The 22,344-nt window shown below is 73.2% G+C and carries 21 protein-coding genes; 16 read left to right on the top strand and 5 right to left on the bottom strand.

Features of this window, described 5'->3' with window-relative positions:
* The first annotated feature begins 106 nt into the window (after positions 1-106).
* The 8 genes from ACUJ8O_RS09815 to ACUJ8O_RS09780 all read left to right on the top strand — a co-directional run bounded on the left by ACUJ8O_RS09815 (position 107) and on the right by ACUJ8O_RS09780 (position 8,088).
* On the top strand, positions 107-1,333 hold the full coding sequence (locus ACUJ8O_RS09815) for a glycerophosphodiester phosphodiesterase (protein WP_445373345.1): 1,227 nt from the start codon (positions 107-109) through the stop codon (positions 1,331-1,333).
* Between the two features lie 157 nt (positions 1,334-1,490).
* Positions 1,491-2,306 carry a CsbD family protein gene (locus ACUJ8O_RS09810; RefSeq protein WP_020625303.1) on the top strand — a complete coding sequence of 272 codons (816 nt, stop codon included), beginning with the start codon at positions 1,491-1,493 and terminating at the stop codon, positions 2,304-2,306.
* Positions 2,303-2,770 carry a phage holin family protein gene (locus tag ACUJ8O_RS09805; RefSeq protein WP_036314802.1) on the top strand — a complete coding sequence of 156 codons (468 nt, stop codon included), beginning with the start codon at positions 2,303-2,305 and terminating at the stop codon, positions 2,768-2,770. Before ACUJ8O_RS09810 ends, ACUJ8O_RS09805 begins: the two co-directional genes overlap by 4 nt.
* On the top strand, positions 2,767-3,465 hold the full coding sequence (locus ACUJ8O_RS09800; protein ID WP_036338457.1) for a DUF3618 domain-containing protein: 699 nt from the start codon (positions 2,767-2,769) through the stop codon (positions 3,463-3,465). The genes ACUJ8O_RS09805 and ACUJ8O_RS09800 overlap by 4 nt, the downstream gene beginning before the upstream one ends.
* Positions 3,466-3,618: 153 nt before the next feature.
* Positions 3,619-4,650, top strand: coding sequence for a pantoate--beta-alanine ligase (panC, locus tag ACUJ8O_RS09795; RefSeq protein ID WP_445373344.1), 1,032 nt, complete (start codon positions 3,619-3,621; stop codon positions 4,648-4,650).
* Positions 4,647-5,345 (top strand): DNA-3-methyladenine glycosylase, encoded by a 699-nt coding sequence (locus tag ACUJ8O_RS09790; protein WP_036314811.1) that lies wholly within the window; start codon positions 4,647-4,649, stop codon positions 5,343-5,345. The genes panC and ACUJ8O_RS09790 overlap by 4 nt, the downstream gene beginning before the upstream one ends.
* A 47-nt stretch (positions 5,346-5,392) precedes the next feature.
* Positions 5,393-5,875, top strand: coding sequence for an SRPBCC family protein (locus tag ACUJ8O_RS09785; RefSeq protein ID WP_036380856.1), 483 nt, complete (start codon positions 5,393-5,395; stop codon positions 5,873-5,875).
* Positions 5,876-6,024: 149 nt separating this feature from the next.
* Positions 6,025-8,088 carry a M13 family metallopeptidase gene (locus ACUJ8O_RS09780; RefSeq protein WP_377681042.1) on the top strand — a complete coding sequence of 688 codons (2,064 nt, stop codon included), beginning with the start codon at positions 6,025-6,027 and terminating at the stop codon, positions 8,086-8,088.
* A gap of 39 nt (positions 8,089-8,127) precedes the next feature.
* Here ACUJ8O_RS09780 and ACUJ8O_RS09775 read toward each other — a convergent pair whose 3' ends face one another.
* Both ACUJ8O_RS09775 and ACUJ8O_RS09770 read right to left on the bottom strand, forming a co-directional pair.
* Positions 8,128-8,637, bottom strand: coding sequence for a MarR family winged helix-turn-helix transcriptional regulator (locus ACUJ8O_RS09775; RefSeq protein WP_036314817.1), 510 nt, complete (start codon positions 8,635-8,637; stop codon positions 8,128-8,130).
* On the bottom strand, positions 8,630-10,504 hold the full coding sequence (locus ACUJ8O_RS09770) for an MDR family MFS transporter (protein WP_044658624.1): 1,875 nt from the start codon (positions 10,502-10,504) through the stop codon (positions 8,630-8,632). The genes ACUJ8O_RS09775 and ACUJ8O_RS09770 overlap by 8 nt, the downstream gene beginning before the upstream one ends.
* A 165-nt stretch (positions 10,505-10,669) precedes the next feature.
* Here ACUJ8O_RS09770 and ACUJ8O_RS09765 point away from each other — a divergent pair, with 165 nt between their 5' ends.
* The 7 genes from ACUJ8O_RS09765 (at position 10,670) to ACUJ8O_RS09735 (ending at position 17,746) form a co-directional block, all read left to right on the top strand.
* Positions 10,670-11,659: a 2-hydroxyacid dehydrogenase gene (locus tag ACUJ8O_RS09765; protein ID WP_127435170.1), complete on the top strand. Its 990-nt coding sequence runs from the start codon at positions 10,670-10,672 to the stop codon at positions 11,657-11,659.
* 32 nt (positions 11,660-11,691) lie between these two features.
* Positions 11,692-13,206 (top strand): lysine--tRNA ligase, encoded by a 1,515-nt coding sequence (lysS, locus tag ACUJ8O_RS09760; RefSeq protein WP_371506810.1) that lies wholly within the window; start codon positions 11,692-11,694, stop codon positions 13,204-13,206.
* 1 nt (position 13,207) lies between these two features.
* Positions 13,208-13,447, top strand: coding sequence for a hypothetical protein (locus tag ACUJ8O_RS09755; RefSeq protein ID WP_002856071.1), 240 nt, complete (start codon positions 13,208-13,210; stop codon positions 13,445-13,447).
* A gap of 164 nt (positions 13,448-13,611) precedes the next feature.
* Positions 13,612-13,914: a histone-like nucleoid-structuring protein Lsr2 gene (locus tag ACUJ8O_RS09750; RefSeq protein WP_036314827.1), complete on the top strand. Its 303-nt coding sequence runs from the start codon at positions 13,612-13,614 to the stop codon at positions 13,912-13,914.
* Between the two features lie 156 nt (positions 13,915-14,070).
* The gene (locus ACUJ8O_RS09745; RefSeq protein WP_036336788.1) at positions 14,071-16,626 is read left to right on the top strand and encodes an ATP-dependent Clp protease ATP-binding subunit; all 2,556 of its coding nucleotides are present in this window, start codon (positions 14,071-14,073) and stop codon (positions 16,624-16,626) included.
* 325 nt (positions 16,627-16,951) lie between these two features.
* Positions 16,952-17,134 (top strand): Rv0909 family putative TA system antitoxin, encoded by a 183-nt coding sequence (locus tag ACUJ8O_RS09740; protein ID WP_041104640.1) that lies wholly within the window; start codon positions 16,952-16,954, stop codon positions 17,132-17,134.
* 96 nt (positions 17,135-17,230) lie between these two features.
* Entirely contained in the window at positions 17,231-17,746 is a 516-nt protein-coding gene (locus ACUJ8O_RS09735) for an amino-acid N-acetyltransferase (protein WP_065572796.1), read from the top strand.
* A gap of 37 nt (positions 17,747-17,783) precedes the next feature.
* Here the strand turns inward: ACUJ8O_RS09735 and ACUJ8O_RS09730 are convergent, their stop codons facing one another.
* Positions 17,784-18,716, bottom strand: coding sequence for an A/G-specific adenine glycosylase (locus tag ACUJ8O_RS09730; RefSeq protein ID WP_179297177.1), 933 nt, complete (start codon positions 18,714-18,716; stop codon positions 17,784-17,786).
* A gap of 41 nt (positions 18,717-18,757) precedes the next feature.
* On the opposite strand from ACUJ8O_RS09730, the gene ACUJ8O_RS09725 reads away from it, so the two are divergent.
* Positions 18,758-19,621 carry a hypothetical protein gene (locus ACUJ8O_RS09725; protein ID WP_036339123.1) on the top strand — a complete coding sequence of 288 codons (864 nt, stop codon included), beginning with the start codon at positions 18,758-18,760 and terminating at the stop codon, positions 19,619-19,621.
* 13 nt (positions 19,622-19,634) lie between these two features.
* Here the strand turns inward: ACUJ8O_RS09725 and radA are convergent, their stop codons facing one another.
* Both radA and ACUJ8O_RS09715 read right to left on the bottom strand, forming a co-directional pair.
* Positions 19,635-21,071 (bottom strand): DNA repair protein RadA, encoded by a 1,437-nt coding sequence (radA, locus tag ACUJ8O_RS09720; RefSeq protein WP_061873059.1) that lies wholly within the window; start codon positions 21,069-21,071, stop codon positions 19,635-19,637.
* 89 nt (positions 21,072-21,160) lie between these two features.
* Positions 21,161-22,330: an FUSC family protein gene (locus tag ACUJ8O_RS09715; protein ID WP_036314845.1), complete on the bottom strand. Its 1,170-nt coding sequence runs from the start codon at positions 22,328-22,330 to the stop codon at positions 21,161-21,163.
* Positions 22,331-22,344 lie beyond the last annotated feature (14 nt).

Below are 22,344 nucleotides of genomic sequence, written 5' to 3'. Positions count from 1 at the left end.
CCGGCTGTTCACCGGACGGGCCGGCTGTGGCCGGAGGGGGCCACCCGGCCGACACCCGGATCTGGCCCACTGGAGCGGTCATCCCCCTCCCGGAAAGGACCGTTCCATGACCTCCGTCCGTCGTCACGCCGCCCGCGGCCTCGTGGCCCTCGCCGCCGCCGTCGCCGTCAGCGCCCCGCTGGCCGCCCCGGCCGCCGCCGCCCCCGCCGCACCGACGACCCCGGCCGCCGCGCAGTCCGTCACGGGCAAGCCCGTGGTGCGCCCCGACGTCGTGGGTCACCGTGGCGCCTCCGGCTACCGCCCCGAGCACACCCTGGCCGCCTACGAGCTGGCCGCCGCCCAGGGCGCGGACGTGATCGAGCCGGACCTGGTCTCCACGAAGGACGGCGTGCTCGTGGTCCGCCACGAGAACCTGATCGACGGCATCACGGACGTCGCCCAGCGACCCGAGTTCGCGGACCGCAGGACCACCAAGGTCGTCGACGGCGTGGCCCTCACCGGCTGGTTCACCGAGGACTTCACCCTCGCCGAGCTCAAGACCCTGCGCGCCAAGGAGCGCCTGCCGCAGGCCCGCCCCGAGTCCGCGTCCTACGACGGCCGGTACCAGGTGCCCACCTTCGAGGAGGTGCTCGAGCTGCGGGAGCGCCTCTCTGCCCGGTACGGCCGCGAGATCGGCGTCATCCCCGAGATCAAGCACCCCACCTACTTCGACTCCATCGGCCTGTCCATGGAGGAGCGCGTCGTCGAGTTGCTCGACGAGCACGGCCTGAACAAGCGCAACGCCCCCGCCACCGTGCAGTCCTTCGAGCTCGCCAACCTGCGCGATCTCAACGAGAACCTCGGCCTCAGGGCCGAGACGGTGTTCCTCTCCAGCGTCAACGGCGCGCCCTATGACTCCGTGGCCGCCGGCGACGGGCTCCGCGACTACGACTTCTACGAGACCGCCGCGGGCATGCGCGAGGTCCGCGCGGCCGGCGTCGACACGCTCGGCCCGGCCTTCGCGCAGATCATCACCAAGGAGAAGGACGGCTCGATGGGCGAGGAGACCGCGTTCGTCTCCCTCGCCCACCGCGCGGGCCTCGAGGTGGTGCCGTACACCTTCCGCGCCGAGAACCAGTTCCTCTACACGGAGTTCCGCTCCTCCACGGACCGGAACGCGCAGGGCGACATGGTCGGCATGATCCAGCCGTTCCTCGACGCCGGCATCGACGGCTTCTTCACCGACCACCCCGACCTCGGCGTGCAGGCCGTGGACACCTGGATGCAGGGCAAGAAGGAGCACCCGGGCCGGGGCGTCGGCAAGACCGCCCAGCGGGGCCTGAAGGTGCGCTGACCCCGTCCCGACCGGAGACGATCCCGGCGGACCCGAGGTCTTCCGGCAGGGTCCCTGCGGTGCTTACCTTGGCGCTCAAGACCGGTGGACCCGGTGACGTGGACGGCCAGAAGGGCCGGCCATGAGGGACGCCGACCCGGACGAAGGAAGGCACAGCATGACGACGAACACGCCGAAGAACGCCCACGGCTCCTCAGCCGAGGGCCGTGACGCCAAGGACCAGGCGAAGGGCAAGGCCCAGCAGGCCGCGGGCGAGGCCCAGGGCCAGGCGAAGGCCGTGGCCCACGACGCCAAGGACAAGGCCCAGGACCTCGCGGCCACCGCCAAGCACGAGGCCGGCCAGGTGAAGGACGAGGCCGCTGACCAGGTGCAGTCGCTGGTCGGCTCCGCCCAGGAGCAGGTCGGCGCGCAGGTGCAGACCCAGCAGGAGCGGCTCGCGGGCCAGGTGCGCAGCTACACCGACGACCTGCACCGCGTGGTCTCCGGTGAGCAGCCGCAGACCGATTTGGTGCGCCAGGGCGTCGCCTCGGTGGCGGACCGTGCCGAGGCCCTGACCCAGCGCCTGGAGACCGCTTCCCCGCAGGACCTGCTGCAGGACGTGCGCGGCTTCGCCGCTCGCCGTCCGGGCACGTTCCTGGCCCTCGCCCTGGGCGCCGGGCTGGTGGCCGGTCGACTGACGCGCGGCATCCGCGACGCCGCCCAGCCCGACTCCACCGCCTCCACCTCGCCGCGCCGTCACGAGACCCGTCCGGACGCGGTGCACGCGGACGTGACCCCGCACCACCTGGACTCGCAGGCCCCGGCCTACTCGAGCGATTCGCTCTCCCAGGCCGACGGCCGCGTCGCGGACGGCGCCGGGCCCCGCCGCGCGGCCGGCGTCGGGGACGTCCCGTACGGCACGCAGGCACCGGTCCAGCAGGGCCTGACCGCCGAGCGGCCGTTCGACCAGACCCGGCCCGGGGGTGACGCATGAGCACCGCCCACGAGCCGTTCCGCGACGCGACGCCGCACTCCGGCGCGCACACCCCGCCGCCCACGCAGGCGGAGTTCCGCGCCGAGCACGAGAGCCTCGGCGAGATGTTCCAGAGCCTGTCGGCCAAGCTGTCGACGCTGGTCAGCCAGGAGATCGCCCTGGCCAAGGCCGAGGCCACCGAGTCCGCGAAGAAGGCCGGCAAGGGGGCGGGGCTGCTGGCCGGCGCCGCCGTCGGCGGCTTCTTCCTGCTGATGTTCCTGTCCCTCGCCCTGATGCACCTGCTCGACGTGTTCCTGCCGATCGGCTGGGCCGCGCTGATCGTGGCCGTGCTGTGGGGCGTCGTGGCGGCCGTGCTGGCCGTGCAGGGCAAGAAGGACATCGAGAAGATCAAGGGTCTGCCGCAGACCCAGGAGACGCTTCAGGAGATCCCCGAGACCCTGAACCCCGCGAAGGAGACGCGATGACCACGAGCAACAACCCCGATGAGATCCGCGCCGACATCGAGCGTACGCGCCGCGAGCTCGGCCAGGACGTGGACGCCCTCGCCGAGAAGGTGAGCCCCACGAAGGCCGTGTCCCGGCAGACCAACCGCATCAAGGACGGCTTCATCCACGCGAAGGAGAACATCATGGGCTCCCCGGAGCAGCACCGCCACGAGCCCTCGCTGGGCGATCGCGCCCACGGGGTGATCGACGACGCCCGGGCCTCCGCGTACGACGCTGCCGGCCAGGCCCAGGACCGCCTGGGCGATGCCGGCGACCGCGTGTCCGAGTGGGCCGACGACGCCCAGCTCGCCCTGCAGCAGGCCCCGGCTCAGCTGCGCGGCCGCACCGCGGGCAACCCGCTGGCCGCCGGGCTGATCGCCTTCGGCGCCGGCCTGCTGCTCAGCTCGCTGATCCCCGCCTCACGCGTGGAGCAGCGCGCCGCGGAGGGCCTCAAGGAGCAGGCCGCCCCGCTGGTGGACGAGGCCAAGCAGGCCGCCCAGCAGCTGCGCGAGGACCTCGAGCCCGCCGCCCGCGAGGCCGCCGGGAGCGTGAAGGAGTCGGCTGCCGAGGCCGCTTCCCACCTCAAGGAGCAGGGCACGGACACGGCGCAGGACCTCAAGGCGGAGTCCCAGGACGCCGCCCGCCAGGTGAAGGACACCGCGAAGGACGCCTGAGCCCGACCCGAGCACGACGCCGGCCGGTCCCGTTGACGGGACTGGCCGGCGTCGCGCGTTTGGGGCCGAATCCGGCCCGCGGCTCAGGCCTTGGACCAGATGCGCGTGGTGAGGCGGAAGTCCTCCCCGAGGCCCCGTGCCTAGACTCGGAGGGTGACCCCTCTCGACCGCGTCCCCGACCAGCGCCCCGTCCCCGCCGGCACCGGCCTGACCCTCGAGGACGCCCTCCCCGCTCCCGTGACGCCCGAGGCTGACGGCGTCTCCGCGCGCCCGCGTCTGGCCCGGACCGTCGCCGAGATGCGCGCCGCTCTCCGTGAGCTCGTCGCCCACGCCACGGACGACGGCGACGCCGAGCCCGTCACCGTCGGCCTGGTCCCCACGATGGGCGCCCTCCACGGCGGCCACGCGGCCCTGGTGCGGCGGGCCCGCGCCGAGAACGACGTCGTCGCGGTCAGCATCTTCGTGAACCCGCTCCAGTTCGGCGATCCGGCCGACCTGGAGCACTACCCGCGCACCCTGGACGCGGACCTGGACCTGCTGGCGGCGGCGGGCGCCGACGTCGTGTTCGCCCCGGACGTGCAGGAGATGTACCCGGGCTACCCGGACGCGCCGATCGTCACCGTCTCCGCCGGCCGCATGGGGGAGGTCCTCGAGGGCGCCTCCCGCCCGGGCCACTTCGACGGCGTGGCCACCGTCGTGGCGAAGCTGTGGAACATCGTGCGCCCGGCGGTGCCGGTCCTGCGCAGCTACTTCGGCCAGAAGGACGCGCAGCAGCTCACCGTCCTGCGCCGCCTGGCCACGGACCTGGACATCGACGTCGACGTCCGCGCCGTGCCCATCGTCCGCTCGCCCGAGGGCCTCGCGCTCTCCAGCCGCAACACCCGCCTGGACGCCGCGGGCCTGGAACACGCGCTCGTCCTCAGCCGCGCCCTGCGCTCCCTGGCCGACGCCGCGGCGGCCGGTGAGCCCGTCGACGTCCAGGCCGCTCGCCGGATGGTCGAGGACGAGCCGGGCGTCGAGCTGGACCACCTCGTGGTGGTGGACCGGGACACCTTCGCCGAGCTCGGTCCGGAGCTGCTGTGCCAGCCGCTGCGCCGCGAGGCCCTCGCCCTCGTGGCCGCGCACGTGCCGCCCGTCCGGTTGATCGACACCATGGTGCTGCCCGCCGCGGGGCCGCTGCCGTGACCCCGGAGCGTCTCGCCGCCGCCTTCGACGGCCCCTCGCCCGCGCTCGCCGCGACGCTGCTGGGGTGCCGGCTGACCGTCGTCGCCCCGGACGGCGCCGTCACCGTGCGGCTGACCGAGACCGAGGCGTACGGGAACGCGGGCGCGGACCCCGGCGCCCACTCGTTCCGCGGTCGCACCGAGCGCAATGCCGCGCTGTTCGGGCCGCCGCGGCGTACGTATGTGTACCTGAACTATGGCATCCACCGCTGCCTGAACCTGGTGGGCCACCCCGAGGGGGAGGCCGGCGGTGTGCTGCTGCGTGCGGCCGAGGTGCTCGCGGGAGGGGACCTCGCGGTGGCCCGCCGTGGCCGGGACACCGGCCTCAAGCTGCTCTCCGGCCCGGGGAACCTCGGCCAGGGCCTCGGCATCACCCTGGAGATGGGCCACGCGCCCGTGGAGATCGTCGCCGCGCCGCCGGAGGTGGCCGACGACGGCGGCACCCCGGCCCGCCTCGCCGCGCCGGCCGCGCCCGCCCGCTTCCTCCTGGCCCCGCCCGCGCCCCGCGATCCGGCCGAGCCGCCGATCGAGGTCGTGACGGGCCCGCGCGTCGGCGTCTCGGGGGAGGGCGGCTCCGTGCGCTTCCCGTGGCGGTTCAGCGTGGCCGGCCACCGCAGCGTGTCCGCGTTCCGGCGTGGCCGCAACGTGCCGGACTGACCCCCAGACCTTGTCGACCGCCCCGGCCCCGTGCCTAGGTTGATCCCATGACCGAGATGAACAAGACCGCCCACGGCGAGACCCAGCAGACCGTCACCCGGACCATCGACGCGTCCGCCAAGGACGTGTTCGACTTCCTGACCCTGCCCGCGAACCACGCGAAGTTCGACGGCTCGGGCATGGTGCAGTCCGACGACAAGACCCAGCGCATCCAGAAGGTCGGCGACGTGTTCACCATGAACATGCACGCGGAGCACATGGGTGGCGACTACCAGACCGACAATCACGTGGTCGCCTACGACCCGAACAAGCTGGTCGGCTGGAAGACCGCCCCCGCCGGCACCGAGCCCAAGGGTTGGCAGTGGGTCTACCGGCTCGAGGACAACGGCTCGGGCAGCACGGTCGTGTCCCTCACCTACGACTGGACCGCCGTGACCGACCCGGAGCTGCTGGCGAAGAACCTCTTCCCGATGGTGTCCGAGGAGCAGATGGAGGAGTCGCTCGCGAAGCTGGCCGCCGAGGTCGGCTGACCCCCGCCTCCCGACGGCGGCCTCCGGGCCGGCCGTCCCCTCGACGACGGGCACGCACCCGGCCAGGGTGCGGTGCCCGTCGTCGTGTCCGGTGTCACGGCTAGAGTGCCGTGCGAGACCGTCCACCCCCACGTCCAGGAGGATCCGCCGTGACCGCCACCGCCGAGCCCGAAGTCCCGTCGCCGCGCGAGGACCTGTACCGCCACGTCAACGCCGGGTGGTTGGACACCCACGAGATCCCCGCGGACCAGGGCGCCTACGGCGCGTTCCTCGAGCTGCGGGACGCGGCCGAGCTCGCCGTCCGGCACCTGTGCGAGGACGCCGTGCGCGAGGTCGGCACGGGCTTCGACCCCGCCCAGGCGCGCGTGCAGGCCACGGCCGCGGCCGGCGCGCACCGGGACGTCCCGCTCGCGCCGCTGGATGCGGAGGACGCGGAGGGCATGGAGCATCCGGAGCTCAAGCGCCGGATCGCCGCGCTGTACGCCTCGTTCATGGACGACGAGACCGTGGAGGCCCGCGGCCTCGAGCCGATCGCCTCGGACCTGGCGGCGGTGGCCACCGTGTCCACCCCCGCGGAGCTGCTCGCCCTGTCCGGGCGACTGCAGCGCCAGGGCGTCTCCGGCCTCATCAACACCGGCGCCCTCAACGACGCCGGGAACCCGGACCGCATGCTCCTGCACCTGCTCCAGGGCGGCCTGGGCCTGCCGGACGAGTCCTACTACCGGGACGAGGCCTACGCCGAGATCCTCGAGCAGTACACCGAGCACACCGGCCGTCTGCTGGCGCTGGCCGGGATCGGCGCGGACCGGGACGAGGCCGCCGCGCTGGGCGTCCGGGTGGTGGAGCTGGAGAAGCGCATCGCCGCCCTGCACTGGGACCTGGTCCGCAGCCGGGACGCCGTGGCCCGCTACAACCCCATGACCCACGACCGGCTGACGGAGCTCTTCCCCCTGGCCGACGCGTGGCTCGAGGGCGTGGACGCCGCCGGCGAGCGCGCCGCGGAGGTCGTGGTGTGGCAGCCGGACTTCCTCTCCGGTGTGCAGGGGCTGCTCGAGGGACCCGAGGCCGCCGACCTCGAGGACTGGCGTCACTGGCTGATCCTGCAGGTGCTGCGCTCCTTCGCCGGCTTCCTGCCGGACGCGTTCGTGCAGGAGAACTTCTCCTTCTACGGCCGCCGCCTGGCCGGCACCGAGGAGGTCCGCCCCCGCTGGAAGCGCGCGGTCGCGTTCGTCAACGGGGCGGCCGGCGAGGACGTGGCGCAGCTCTACGTGGCCCGCCATTTCCCGCAGGGCCACGTGGCCGCGATGGACGAGCTCGTGGGCCTGCTCCAGGAGGCCTATCGCCGGTCCATCGAGGAGCTCGAGTGGATGGGCGAGGAGACCCGTCAGCGGGCGCTCGAGAAGCTGGCGATGTTCCGCCCCATGGTGGGCTACCCCTCGAAGTGGCTGGACTACTCCGCCCTCGAGGTCCACGCCGGCGACCTGCTGGGCAACGCCCGCTCCTCCTCGGAGCTCGAGTGGGAGCGGGACCTGCGCAAGATCGCGGACGGGCCGGACCCGGAGGAGTGGCACATCACGCCGCAGACGGTGAACGCGTACTACTCCCCGCTCGAGAACGCGATCGTCTTCCCGGCCGCCATTTTGCAGCCCCCGTTCTTCGACCCCGAGGCCTCGATGGCCGCGAACCTGGGGGCGATCGGCGCCGTGATCGGCCACGAGATCGGCCACGGCTTCGACGACCAGGGCTCGCGGTACGACGGCGCCGGTCGGCTCGAGGACTGGTGGACCGAGGAGGACCGCGCGGCGTTCACCGAGCGCACCTCCCGGCTGGTGGCCCAGTACAACGCGCTCTCCCCGGCCGAGGCCCCGGACCACCGCGTCAACGGCGAGTTCACCCTGGGGGAGAACATCGGCGACCTCGGCGGCCTGGGCATCGCCCACCGCGCCTTGGAGATCTGGCGGGACGAGGGCGACGGCGCCTCCCTCGACGCCGCGGCGGGGGACCGCGAGTTCTTCACCGCCTGGGCCACCGTGTGGCGTCAGCTCACGCGACCGGAGGCCATGGTCACCCGCATCGCCTCGGACCCGCACTCGCCCAACGAGTTCCGCTGCAACCAGGTGGTCAAGAACATCGACGCCTTCCACGAGGCGTTCGGCACGCGCGAGGGGGATCCCATGTGGCTGGCCCCGGAGGAGCGCGTCACCATCTGGTGATCCCGCCCGCCGGCCGGGCCCGCGGGTCCGGCCGGCGGCTCACTCGGACTCGGCGGGGTCCTGCATCCGGGTCTGACGCTCGGCGGCCAGCCGGTCCAGCAGGCGCGTCAGCGTCCGGATGTCCTCGCGGTCCCAGCGCGCCAGGTCGTCGCGCAGCCCGCGACCCGCCGGGCCGCCGCGCACCGCGTCGAGGCGGGCGAGCCCCTCGGGGCTGGCGCTCAGGAGGGCGGAGCGGCGGTCCCGCGGGTCCGGCTCTCGGGTGATCAGCCCGGCGGCCTCGAGGTCGCGGACCATGCGGGAGACCTGGGCGCGGTCCACCAGCAGGCCCTCGGCCACGGCCGAGGGCGTCATGGTCCCCTCGTTGGCCAGCATCATGAACGCCTTCATCGCCCCGACGGACAGGGCCGGGCTGAGGGCCGCCGCGTAGCGGACCATCACCTGGCGGTGCTGCAGGACCAGACGCGAGAACGCCTGCTCGAGCCCCTGGACGGCGGCCTCGAAGCCCGCGTCGTCGCCGCCTCTGCCCGGGTCCGGGGCGCCGTCAGCCACGGCGGGCCCGGACCAGCGCGGTGACGACGGCCGCCAGCAGGGCCGTCCCCGCCACGGCCAGCGCCGCGGGGACGACGGGCCGGCCGGCCACCGGCGACGCCGTCGCCGGGCGCTCGGCCGCCACCGCCCGGGACTCCTCCGGGTCCTCGGCGGGATGCTGCCCCTGCGCCGCGGTCACCACGGGGATCGGACCGGTCGCGGGCAGCGTCTGCATGGCCTCGGCCGTGGAGTGGGTGGCCAGGTCGGCGCGGGTGGCGTGGAGGCGCTCGGAGGTGGTCATGCGACCCAGCGGGATGTTCGGCAGGAACAGGATCGCGATCAGCGCGACGATTGCGAGGGGCACGCCCACGAGGAACGCGTGGGAGATGCCGGTGGCGTAGACGTCCTCGAAGATCGAGCGCAGGCCGTCGGGCATCTCTGCCACGCGTGGCAGGGTGCTGGACTGCAGGCTCTCGGACCACTCGGCGGCGTCCGGGCCCAGGCTGCGCAGGGCCGCGGCGAGGTCCGCGCGGCGCTCCTCGATGCGGTCCGGGACCACGTTGGAGACCACGGCGCCCATCACGGCGACACCGATGCTGCCGCCCAGGGTGCGGAAGAAGGTGACGCCGGAGCTGGCGACGCCCATCTGCCGCGGGTCGGTGGTGTTCTGCACCACGAGCACGAGGTTCTGCATGGTCATGCCGACGCCGGCGCCGAGCAGGAACATGTAGAGGGACACCAGCCAGAAGGAGGTGTCGTAGTGCAGGGTGCCGAGCAGGGCGGTGCCGGCGATCAGCAGGACGGCGCCGATCACGAGCCAGCGCTTCCACACGCCGGTGCGGGTGATGAGGCCGCCGATCACCGTGGAGGACACGAGCAGGCCGAGGATCATCGGGATGGTCATGAGGCCGGCCTGGGTCGGCGTCGCGCCGCGGGCCAGCTGCATGTACTGGGCCAGGTAGACGGAGGAGCCGAACATGGCCAGGCCCGTGGCGATCGAGGCGATCGTCGCGAGGGTGAAGGTGCGGTCGCGGAAGAGGGTGAGCGGGATGAGCGGCTCGGCGACGCGCAGCTCGGTCACGACGAACAGGACGGTGGCGACGGCGGCGCCGCCGAGCATCCACGCGGTGGTGGTGCTGGCCCAGTCGAAGTCGCGACCGGCGCTGGTGACCCAGATCAGCAGCAGCGCGGTGGCCGCGGTCAGGAACACGATGCCGAGGTAGTCGATGGACACCTTCTGGCGCTCGCGGTGCGGGAGGTGGAGGGTGCGCTGCACCATCACCAGGGCGACGACGGCGAAGGGCACCGCCACGAAGAAGTTCCAGCGCCAGCCCCACAGGTCGGTGATCACGCCGCCGGCGAGCGGGCCGCCCACCGTGGCCACGGCCATCACGGCGCCGAACAGGCCCATGTAGCGGCCGCGCTCACGCGGGCTGATGATGTCCGCCATGATCACCTGGCTGAGCGCGACGAGGCCGCCGCCGCCCAGGCCCTGCACGGTGCGGCAGACGATCAGGAAGGTCGGATCGTGGGTGAACCCGGCCGCCGCGGAGGCGGCGACGAAGATCGCCAGGGCGACCTGGAAGAGGACCTTGCGGTTGACGAGGTCGGCCAGCTTGCCCCAGATCGGGGTGGCGATGGCCGTGGCGAGCAGGGCCGAGGTGATGACCCAGGTGTAGGCGGTCTGGTCGCCGCCGATGTCGTGGATGATCACCGGCATCGAGGTCGAGACCACCGTGTTGGCGATCATCGAGACGAACATGCCCAGCAGGAGGCCGGTCAGGGCCTGGAGCACGGAGCGGTGGCGCGCGGCGTCGGCGGCGGCGCGCTCGAGCGAGGGGGCGCCGGCCGGCGCGACGGCCTCGGGGGCGGGGGAGGTCGGGGTCATGGGGTCCTTCGGCGGGAGGGGCGGCGCGGTGATTGACATAAGTCAATGATTGACGAGAGTCAATCATAAGGGGCGTCGGCCCGGGCCGCACCCGCCGTCCGCAGTTAGCCTGGTCACGCCGGACGACGCCGCGTCCTCCCCCCGATCCGAGAGTGAGGCCCCGCCGTGACCCCCCGTTTCCTGCTCATGACCCGCCTCCCTGAGCCCGGGCTCGGGATGCTGCGCGAGGCCGGAGAGGTGGTGGACGGCGCCGACGTCGGAGGGGACGCCGCGCTCGCGCGGCTGGTGGCCTCGGGGGACTACGACGTCGTCGTCGCGGCCCTGGACCAGAAGTTCACCGCCGACGTGCTCGCCGACGCGCGGATCAGGGGCATCGCCAACTACGCGGTCGGCTACAACAACGTGGACGTGGCCGCCGCGACGCGGCGGGGGATCGCCGTCGGCAACACCCCGGACGTGCTCACGGACGCCACCGCGGACATCGCGATGCTCCTGATCCTCGGGGTGACCCGCCGTGCCCCCGAGGGTGAGCGGATGGTGCGCGAGGGACGCTTCCACGGCTGGGCGCCGGACCTGCTCGTGGGCCGGGACGTGCGCGGCGCGACCCTGGGCCTGGCCGGTTTCGGGCGGATCGGCAAGGCGGTGGCCGAGCGTGCGCTCGCCTTCGGCATGGACGTCGTGTTCGCGCCGCGGCCGCCCGCGCACCGGGAGGTCGCGGCCGCGGAGCTCGGCGACCTCGCCGGCCGCGTCCGTCAGGTCCGCTGGGAGGAGCTCGTCGAGGCCGCGGACGTCCTGTCCCTCCACGTGCCCCTGACGGACGACACCCACCACCTCGTGGATGCGGACGTGATCGCGAAGATGAAGGACGACGCCGTCCTCGTCAACACGGCCCGCGGCCCCGTGGTGGACGAGGCGGCCCTCGTCACGGCCCTGCGCGAGGGGCGGCTCTTCGGCGCCGGTCTGGACGTCTACGAGGACGAGCCCGCCCTCGCCCCGGGCCTGGCCGAGCTGGGGAACGTGATGCTCCTGCCGCACCTGGGCTCCGCCACCCGGGACACCCGCGCCGCGATGGCCGAGCTGGCCGCGCGCAACGCGATCGCCATGGCCACGGGCGCGGAGGTCCCGGCCCTCGTCAACCCCGGGGTGCGCGGCTGACCGGCGGGGCGCCGTCGGTAGACTCGGGGACCGTGACCACCCAGAACTCCGCCTCCGCCGCCGTCGACCACCACGATCAGCAGGCCGTCCGCGCCGCCAAGCGTGAGCAGCTGCTCGCCTCGGGCCGCGAGGCCTACCCCGTGCAGGTGCCGCGCACCCACGCGCTGGCCGAGGTGCGTGAGCGGTTCGACGGCCACGAGCCTGACTGGGCCTCGGGCGAGACCGTGTCGGTGACCGGGCGCGTCGTCTTCCTCCGCAACACCGGCAAGCTCTGCTTCGCCACCCTGCAGGAGTCCGGCGCGGACGGGGAGGCCGTCCGCCTCCAGGTCATGGTGTCCCTGGCCGCCGTCGGTGAGGAGTCCCTGGCCGACTGGAAGAAGGTCGTGGACCTGGGCGACTTCCTCTCCGTCACCGGCGAGGTGATCGTCTCGCGCCGCGGCGAGCTGTCCATCATGGCCTCGGCATGGGAGATGGCCTCCAAGGCGCTGCGCCCCCTGCCCGTGCTGCACGCGGACCTGAACGAGGAGACCCGCGTCCGCCAGCGCTACGCGGACCTGATCGTGCGCGAGGAGGCCCGCCGCATGGTCTACACCCGCGCCAAGGTCACCTCGGCGGTGCGGCGCACCCTCGAGGGCCACGGCTACGTGGAGGTGGAGACCCCGATGCTCCAGCTCGTCCACGGCGGCGCCCTCGCGCGTCCCTTCGAGACGCACCTCAACGCGTTCGACCAGCCGATGACCCTGCGCATCGCCACCGAGCTGTACCTCAAGCGCGCCGTCGTCAGCGGCATCGACCGCGTGTTCGAGATCGGCCGCGTGTTCCGCAACGAGGGCGTGGACTCGACCCACTCGCCCGAGTTCACCACCCTCGAGTCCTATGAGGCGTGGGCGGACATGCACGTCATGGCCGAGCGCATGCAGGAGATCATCCTCAACGCCGCGGACGCGGTGGGCGCCGGGCGTCGGCTCGAGACCGCGAAGGGCGTCATCGACCTCGACGGCGAGTGGGCCTGGGTCGCCGTGTACCCGGGGCTGTCCGAGGCCGTGGGCCGCGAGATCACCCCGGAGACGGACGCCGAGACGCTGCGGGCGATCGCCGCGGAGCACGAGGTCAAGGTGGACCCCGCGTGGGACGCGGAGAAGCTCGTGATCGAGCTGTTCGGCGAGATCGTGGAGCCCACCCTGATGTACCCCACGTTCGTGTACGACTACCCGCCGGCCGCCCAGCCGCTCGCGCGCCCGCACCGCTCGGACGACCGGGTCATCGAGGCCTGGGACCTGATCATCGGCGGCATGGAGCGCGGCACCGCGTTCTCCGAGCTGATCGACCCCGTCATCCAGCGCGAGCGCCTGACCGCCCAGTCGGCGATGGCGGCCGCCGGCGACGACGAGGCGATGCAGCTGGACGAGGACTTCCTGCGCGCCCTCGAGTACGGCGCCCCGCCCATGGGCGGCATCGGCCTGGGCATCGACCGCCTGGTGATGCTGTTCACGGACGCCGGCATCCGCGAGACCATCCTCTTCCCGCTGCTCAAGCCGGAGGCCTGACATGGCCGACTTCTGGGACTACTTCTCCGTCCTCGCCCCCTCGATCGGCCTCGGGCTCATCTTCTGGCTGGTGATGCGCTCCCTGCTGCGTTCGGACACGGGTGAGCGCGAGAGTCAGGCCCGCCGGCTCTCGGGCGCGGACGCGCGGGCGGCCCGCGAGGAGGCCGAGGCCCGTGAGTGGGCGGCCCGACGCCGAGCCGAGGGAGGGCCGGAGGCCGATCCGGAGGACCGCGCCCGCTGAGATTCCTTCCCCGGCGTTGAAGAATCCTTCTGCCCGGTTTTGTTGCGGTATTCTTGACTCACCACAAGTGCACGGCCGGAATCGTGAGCACGCGGGAAAGAAGCCCGAGAGCGAAGACCGGAACCCAGGGACACGCGCACGAGAGAAGAAAGTGGGAATCACCGTTGGCACAGAAGGTAGAAGTGGTCCTCGTGGATGATCTTGACGGTTCGCCTGCAGATGAGACCGTGAACTTCGCATTGGACGGTCGCAATTACGAGATCGACCTGTCGAAGGAGCACGCCGCAGAACTCCGTGAGTTCCTGAAGCCCTACATGAAGAAGGGCCGCGCCGTGGCGCCGCCGTCGCCCAAGGTCGAGGCCGCCCAGATCCGCAAGTGGGCGGCCGAGAACGGCTACGAGGTCTCGAGCCGGGGCCGTCTGCACCGCGACGTGGTGGAGGCCTACCGCAACGCGAAGCGCAAGTGAGCGTCCCGCCCGGGTGCGTCGAGGAATCGGCGTCCCCGGGCCTCGTTCCGGCCCCTCCCGACGACGGCCGGGCCGCTTCTCCCGCTGGCGAACAGCCGCGCGGCACGCGGTCCGGGTGCGTAGTGTCGACCACGACCGTACGCAAGGAGTGTGCCCATGTTCGAGAGATTCACCGACCGCGCCCGTCGGGTGGTCGTGCTCGCCCAGGAAGAGGCGCGCATGCTCAACCACAGCTACATCGGCACCGAGCACATCCTGCTCGGACTGATCCACGAGGGTGAGGGCGTCGCAGCCAAGGCACTGGAGTCCATGGACATCTCCCTGGGCGCCGTGCGAGAGAAGGTGCAGGAGGACATCGGCCAGGGCCAGCAGAACCCGCCCGGCCACATCCCCTTCACGCCGCGCGCCAAGAAGGTGCTCGAGCTGTCCCTGCGCGAGGCGCTGCAGCTCGGCCACAACTACATCGGCACCGAGCACATCCTGCTCGGCCTGATCCGCGAGGGCGAGGGCGTGGCCGCCCAGGTCCTCGTGCAGCTCGGCGCGGACCTGAACCGCGTCCGTCAGACGGTCATCCAGCTGCTCTCCGGCTACCAGGGCGGCGCCCAGGGCGGCAAGGAGACCGCGGGTGCCGGGGTGGGCCAGGGCGCGGAGGCCGGCCAGAACGCCGGCTCCGTGGTGCTGGACCAGTTCGGACGCAACCTCACCGCGGCCGCGCACGACGGCAAGCTGGATCCCGTCATCGGGCGTGCGGGTGAGATGGAGCGCGTCATGCAGGTGCTCTCCCGCCGCACCAAGAACAACCCCGTGCTCATCGGCGAGCCCGGCGTCGGCAAGACCGCCGTCGTCGAGGGCCTGGCCCAGGCGATCGACCGCGGCGACGTCCCGGAGACGCTCAGGGGCAAGCAGCTCTACTCGCTGGACCTCGGCTCCCTCGTGGCCGGCTCCCGCTATCGCGGCGACTTCGAGGAGCGCCTGAAGAAGGTGCTCAAGGAGATCCGCACCCGCGGGGACATCATCCTGTTCATCGACGAGATCCACACCCTCGTCGGGGCGGGCGCGGCCGAGGGCGCGATCGACGCCGCCAGCATCCTCAAGCCGATGCTGGCCCGGGGCGAGCTCCAGACCATCGGCGCCACCACGCTGGACGAGTACCGCAAGCACATCGAGAAGGACGCCGCGCTCGAGCGCCGCTTCCAGCCGATCCAGGTCGCCGAGCCGTCCGTCGAGGACGCCACGGAGATCCTGCGTGGCCTGCGGGACCGCTACGAGGCACACCACAAGGTCTCCATCACGGACGGTGCGCTCAAGGCCGCCGCCGGCCTGGCGGACCGCTACGTCTCCGACCGGCACCTGCCGGACAAGGCCATCGACCTGATCGACGAGGCCGGCGCGCGTCTGCGCATCCGTCGCATGACCGTGCCGCCGGAGATCAAGGCCTACGAGTCCCGCATCGCGGAGGCGCGCACCCAGAAGGAGGCCGCCATCGACGGCCAGGACTTCGAGGGCGCCGCCCGCCTGCGCGACCAGGAGCAGCAGCTCGAGGACGAGCGCCGCGAGAAGGAACAGGCGTGGCGCACCGGTGCGGACGCCGACGTCGCCACGGTGGACGAGGACCTCATCGCCGAGGTGCTCTCCAAGTCCACCGGCATCCCGGTGTTCAAGCTCACCGAGGAGGAGACGGACCGCCTGCGCAACATGGAGGAGGAGCTCCACCGCCGCGTGATCGGCCAGGACGAGGCGATCAAGTCCCTGTCCCGCGCCATCCGCCGCACCCGCGCGGGCCTGAAGGACCCGAACCGCCCCTCGGGGTCGTTCATCTTCGCCGGCCCCACCGGCGTCGGCAAGACGGAGCTGGCCAAGTCCCTCGCGGAGTTCCTCTTCGGGGACGAGGACGCGCTCATCACGCTGGACATGTCCGAGTTCCAGGAGAAGCACACCGTCTCGCGTCTGTTCGGTGCCCCTCCCGGCTACGTGGGCTACGAGGAGGGCGGCCAGCTCACCGAGAAGGTCCGCCGCCGTCCGTTCTCCGTGGTGCTGTTCGACGAGGTGGAGAAGGCCCATCAGGACCTCTTCAACTCCCTGCTGCAGATCCTCGAGGACGGTCGCCTGACCGACTCGCAGGGCCGTGTGGTGGACTTCAAGAACACCGTGATCATCATGACCACGAACCTCGGCACCCGGGACATCTCCAAGGGCGTCATGACCGGCTTCCAGTCGGCCACGGACACCACCACCGGGTACGAGCGGATGAAGGGCAAGGTCAAGGAGGAGCTGCGCCAGCACTTCCGCCCCGAGTTCCTCAACCGTGTGGACGACGTGATCGTGTTCCCGCAGCTGCAGAAGCACGAGATCGTGCAGATCGTGGACCTGTTCATCTCCCGCCTCGGCAAGCGCCTGGCGGAGCAGGACCTGTCCATCGAGCTCACCCAGTCCGCCAAGGAACTGCTCGCGGACCGCGGCTACGATCCGGCCATGGGTGCCCGCCCGCTGCGCCGCACCATCCAGCAGATGGTGGAGGACCAGCTCTCGGAGAAGATCCTCTTCGGTGAGATCCCGGCCGGCTCCCTCATCACCGTGGACACCACGGGCGAGGGGGAGGGCGCCGAGCTGACGTTCACGTTCTCCGGCGGCCGGGAGGCCCTGGAGGGCGCGGACCTGGCCGAGCTCGAGTCCGGTGCCGGCGATCCGGTGGACGCCGCCCGCTCCGCGTGACCCGCGGGGCCTGATCCGAGACGCCGGACCGCGCATCCGGTGCCCACGGCCCGTCGCCCCTCCCCTCGGGGAGGAGGCGGCGGGCCGTCGTCGTGCCCCCGCGGGGCGCCGGGGCCGAGGTCCGCGACACCGCCGCCGGCATCAAGGACGGCCTCGCGAAGGACCGCTGAACCGGCCCGCCTCCCCGCAGGCGCGAGAGGGGTTCCCTCGCGGCGGGATCGGTGCCACTGTGGTCTGTGACCGCTCGACGGTGGTCCTGTCTCCGCTTCGGCCCGGCACTCGCCGGGACGGCCGCGGAGCAGCCCCGAGAAGAAGGAGGCCGCCCATGGGTATCGGTGACCTGAACAACCTCGCAAACCAGCACTCGGACAAGATCGACGAGGCCGTGGACAACGCTCAGGAGCAGCACGGCGACAAGCTCGGCGAGCACGGCGACACCGTGAACAAGGGTGTCGACGGCGCGCAGGAGAAGTTCCTGTCCGGGGACGAGGGCGAGCAGCAGGCCTGAGCCTGCCGTCGACGCCGCGGGAGCCCCCGCCCGGTCCGCCGGGACGGGGGCTCCCGTCTGTCCGGGGTCGGGATGTCCGTGCCTAGACTGGACCCCATGCCTGCCGACCGCCCCCTCACCCTCCGCTCGGCGCGGACCCAGGACGTCCCGGTCATCCAGGCGCTCGTGGAGCCGCTGGCGCGGGAGCGCGTGCTGCTCCAGAAGGAGGCTGTGGCCTACTACGAGGCCATCCAGGAGTTCGTGGTCGCCGAGGAGGCGGATGGGACCCTGGCCGGCTTCGGCGCCCTCCACGTGATGTGGCAGGACATCGCCGAGGTCCGCACCCTCGCCGTCTCGGAGGCCCACCGGGGGGCCGGCGTCGGGCACCTGATCATCGAGGAGCTGCTGGGCCGGGCGCGGGCCGTGGGCGTCGAGCGGGTCTTCTGCCTGACCTTCGAGGTCGAGTTCTTCCGCCGGCACGGTTTCGAGGTGATGGCGGACCAGTCCGCCGTGGACCCGGAGGTCTACGCGGAACTGCTGCGCTCCACGGACGAGGGCGTCGCCGAGTTCCTGGACCTCGCCCGGGTCAAGCCGAACACCCTCGGCAACACGCGGATGATCCGCCGCCTCTGATCCGCCGCACCGCGGGCCGCCCCGTGCCCCGGCGAGGTCAGTCCGGGAAGGTGAGGCCGCCGTCGTCGTCCCGGGCCAGCAGCCCGTCCGACACGAGCCCGGCGACGCACCGCGCCCACTGCGCGTCGTCGGGGCGGTGCGACCCGAGCCGCCCCCCGGCCACGACGACGGCGGGCACCTCCGCCTCGGCCACGCGCCCGTGCTCGCGGACGGCGGCCATCACGGCCCCGCGCACCTGACGGTCCGTGCCGGCCCAGGCCTGGCCGCGCGGCACCTCCACCGGCGGCGGGGAGCCCGCCGCGACCCACGCGCACGTCTCCGCCAGGGGGCAGCGCTCGCAGGCGGGGGAGCGGGCGGTGCAGACGAGGGCCCCGAGCTCCATGACGGCCGCGTTCCACGCGTTGGCGCGGGTGGGGTCCTCGGGCATGAGGGCCTGGGCGCGGCGCATCTCGGCGCGGGTCAGCGACCTGCCGGGCAGGGCCTCACCCGCGACCGCGCGCGCGATCACCCGGCGCACGTTGGTGTCCACGACGGTCTCGGGGATGCCGAACGCGAAGCTCGCGACCGCCGCGGCCGTGTACTCGCCGATGCCGGGCAGGGCGCGCAGGGCGGCGGGGTCGGCCGGCACCCGGCCGTCGTGGCGCTCGACGACGGCCCGGGCGGCCTCCTGGAGGCGCAGGGCCCGGCGCGGGTAGCCGAGCCGGTCCCAGGCCGTGAGCACGTCTGCGGTGGGGGCGGCGGCCAGGTCCGCGGGGGTGGGCCAGCGCTCCAGCCACTCCCGCCAGCGGGGCAGCACCCTCACGACCGGTGTCTGCTGGAGCATGATCTCCGAGACGAGCACGCCCCACGGGGAGCAGTCCGGGCTGCGCCAGGGAAGGTCCCGGGCGTGGACGGCGAACCAGCCCAGCACCGCGTCGTGCAGGCGCGGCACGTCCACCGTGGGCGGGACGAGGGGGGCGGGCGCGGGCATGGCGTCCACTGTAGGGTGCGCCGCCGCCTACCCTGGATCGCATGCCGTCTCGTCCGACTTCCCCCGGGTCGAAGCCGTCCCCCGCCGTCTACCGCCGCCGGCGGCTCGTGGCCGCCCTGCTCGCCCTCGTGCTCCTGCTCCTGGTGGGGTGGGCCGTCGTGGCGCTCGTCCGCGCCGGGATCGGCGCCTTCTCCTCCGAGGACGCCGACCCCTCCGCCGCCCCGACGCCGGTGCACTCCCCGTCGCCCGCCCCGGCGACGGACGCCGAGTCCGGCTCCGCCTCGCCCACCGTGGCCCTCGAGGACGCGGCCGAGTGCCAGCCCTCGGACCTGCGGATCACCGCCTCCGCGGACCGGTCCGAGTACCAGCGGGGCGAGGAGGCCGAGCTGCGCCTGGGCATCACGAACCTCTCCTCGACCCCGTGCCGCACGGATGTGGGCACGGCCCGACAGGAGTTCAGGATCCGCACGGCCGAGGGCGACGACGTCTTCTCCACCCGCATCTGCCAGGCGGACCCCGCGGAGGCCCAGCGGGTGCTGTACCCGCACGAGGAGCTCACCGCCGTGTACCGCTGGTCCGGCCGTGCCTCGAGCCAGGACTGCGGCCGACTCGGCGCTCTCGCGGAGCCCGGACCCCATCTGCTGACGGTCAGCCTCGGCGACGTCACCTCCCGCCCCGTCGCGCTGAAGATCCTCGAGGAGCTCGCCCCGGGGGCCCAGGACGGCGGCTCCTCGGCCACCCCCTCCTCGGCCACCCCCTCCTCGAGCGGCAGCGCCTCCCCGTCGGCGTCCGCCTCAGCTCCGGCGTCGGCCTCAGCCTCGGCGTCCGCCTCAGCATCGGCGTCGGCCTCGCCGTCCGCGGCACCGGCCACGACCACCGACCCGTCGCCGTCGCCGTCCCGCTGAGCCGGGCGCGTCGTCAGCGGCCGGGGCCGACCTCCGGACGCGCGGCCGGGCCGCCGCCGGTCCACGTGGGGATCGTGGCGAGGGCCTCGCCGATCGAGCCGACCTCCGCCACCGTGAAGCCCGCCGGGACCTCCCCGAGCGGCTCGGGGGAGCGGGGGACCAGCGCGCGGGTGAAGCCCAGCCGCGCAGCCTCACGCACCCGTCGCCCGATGCCGGGCACGGGGCGCACCTCCCCGGCAAGCCCGAGCTCGCCGACCGCGATCATCCCCTGCGGGACGGGGGCCGAGAGCTTCGCCGAGGCCACGGCGACGGCCACGGCCAGGTCCGAGGCGGGCTCCGAGAGTCGCACGCCGCCCACGGTGGCCACGTAGCAGTCGTCCTGGGCGAGGGCGAAACGGGCCCGGCGCTGGAGCACGGCCAGGAGCATGTTCACGCGCGCCGCGTCCACGCCGGAGACGGTGCGGCGCGGGCTGCCGCCGGCGGACGGGGTGAGCAAGGACTGCACCTCGGCCACGAGCGGGCGCCGGCCCTCGAGCGTCACCGTCACGCACGTGCCCTCGACCGGCTCCGAGACGCCCGAGAGGAACAGACCGGAGGGGTCGTCCAGGGACTCGATGCCGTCCTCCCGCAGATCGAAGCAGCCGACCTCGTCCGTGGGCCCGAAGCGGTTCTTCACCGCACGCACCAGGCGCAGCCGTGAGTGGCGGTCCCCCTCGAACTGGCAGACCACGTCCACGAGGTGCTCGAGCAGCCGCGGACCCGCGATGGTCCCGTCCTTCGTCACGTGGCCCACCAGGACCGTGGTGATCCCCTTCTCCTTGGCCGTGCGGATGAGGCTGGCCGCCACCTCGCGCACCTGGCTGACGCCCCCGGCGATCCCGTCCACCTCGGTGGACTGCAGGGTCTGCACGGAGTCCACGATCACCAGCTCCGGGTCCGTCCGCTCGATCTGCCCCAGCGCCCGACCCAGGTCCGTCTCCGCCGTCAGACGCAGGGTCTCCGCGATCGCCCCGATCCGGTCTGCCCGAGAGCGCACCTGCGCCGCCGACTCCTCACCCGTCAGGTACAGCACCGAGCGCGGACCGCCGCCTCCCGCGCCGCGCGCCGTCTGGGCGGCCACGTCCAACAGCAGCGTGGACTTGCCGATGCCCGGCTCGCCGGCCAGCAGGATCACCGCGCCCGGCACGAGGCCGCCGCCGAGCACGCGGTCCAGCTCGCGCACCCCCGTGGAGCGGAACGAGGCCAGCGTGGCGTCCACGTCCGCGATGCGCGGCGCGACCTCCGCGACCGTGGCCGCGCGCGTGCGGCCGGTGGTCGACGTCAGCCCGATCTCCTCGACCGTGCCCCACGACTGGCACTCCCCGCAGCGGCCGACCCACTTCACGGTGGTCCAGCCGCACTCGGTGCAGCGGTATCCGGGGGCGCGCTTCGGGGCGGTCTTGGTGGCCATGCGCCCACTCTAGGAGCCGGGGCGGACGCGTTAACCGGCCCGCGCACGGCCCCGCCGTCGACCGCCGGGGCCGCGCTCCGCCGTCGGGCTCAGACGCGGGGCAGGTAGGCCCGCGCCTCGTCGTGCTCGGCGCCCGTGGCCTCGATGAGGTCCACCATCATGGGCCGCAGCAGCATCACGAGCGCCTCGCCGTGCACGGATCCGCCGCCCAGCTGGTGCGGGTCCAACGCGGAGGCGGACGCCCCCAGGGCGTCCCGCGCCACGGACAGCGAGCGATGGCGGCCCTCGGCCTGGGGCTCCACGAGGGAGCGGTGCAGGATCTCGACGGCGTCCGCGGCGTCGTCGAACCAGGCGGCCAGGCGCTCGCGGACGTCGTCGTCGAGCACGCCCTCGTCCAGGGCCGAGACCACCCGCCGGGCCACGATCCGCAGGGAGCGCACCGCCAGATCCGAGCGGTCCGCCGCGTTCACCGCGTCCTCCACGAAGGAGCGCGAGGAGCGGTGCAGCGGGTTGAACACGGTCTGCTCATGCGTGACGCGCAGCTCCTTGCGCAGCGCCTCCAGCGTGGTGTGCATGCCGCGGCTGGCCACCAGCGCCATCCAGGCGGTGCGGGAGTCGTCCTCCCGCAGGGCCCGGGAGAGGTCGCGCAGCACCGTGGCGATCGAGTCGTAGAGTCCACCCAGCTGACGCACCGCGGGACGGCGCACGTCCTGGGGCGAGAGGAACGTGACGAGCAGGGCCAGGACGCCGCCCACGATCGCGTCCTGGCTGCGGACGAACGGCCCTCCCGTGCCGGTGGGCAGGAGGACCACGAGGACGGACTGCAGGGACATCTGCATCGTGAATGTGGCGCCGGAGTCCAGGAACCGGGCCACCATCACGGACACGAACAGGACCACCGAGGCCTGCCACAGGCCGCGGCCGAGCCCGACCATGAGCAGGTCCCCGATCAGGATGCCGACGGTGCAGCCGACGGCGACCTCGGCCACCTTGCGCAGCTTCGGCTCCCGTTGGAAGCCGAGGGCGATCAGCAGGGCGGTGGAGGCGAACAGGGGCTGCTGGTGGCCCAGGACGGCCTCCGCGAACCAGTAGGCGCCCACCGCGCAGACAGCGACGAGGGCGGCCTGGCCCACGGAGGAGCGGACGCGGGACCAGCCCGCACGGGCGCGCCGACGCAGGAAGCGGCCGAGACGTTCCCCGCGGGTCTGGGGGTCGACCATCGGCACCGTGCCCGTGGCGGTGGCGAAGCGGTCCGTCATGCGGCCAGCCTAGT

Source organism: Micrococcus sp. EWR3.9.1 (genome assembly GCF_052615555.1).
This window is presented reverse-complemented; position numbering and strand designations above follow the sequence as displayed.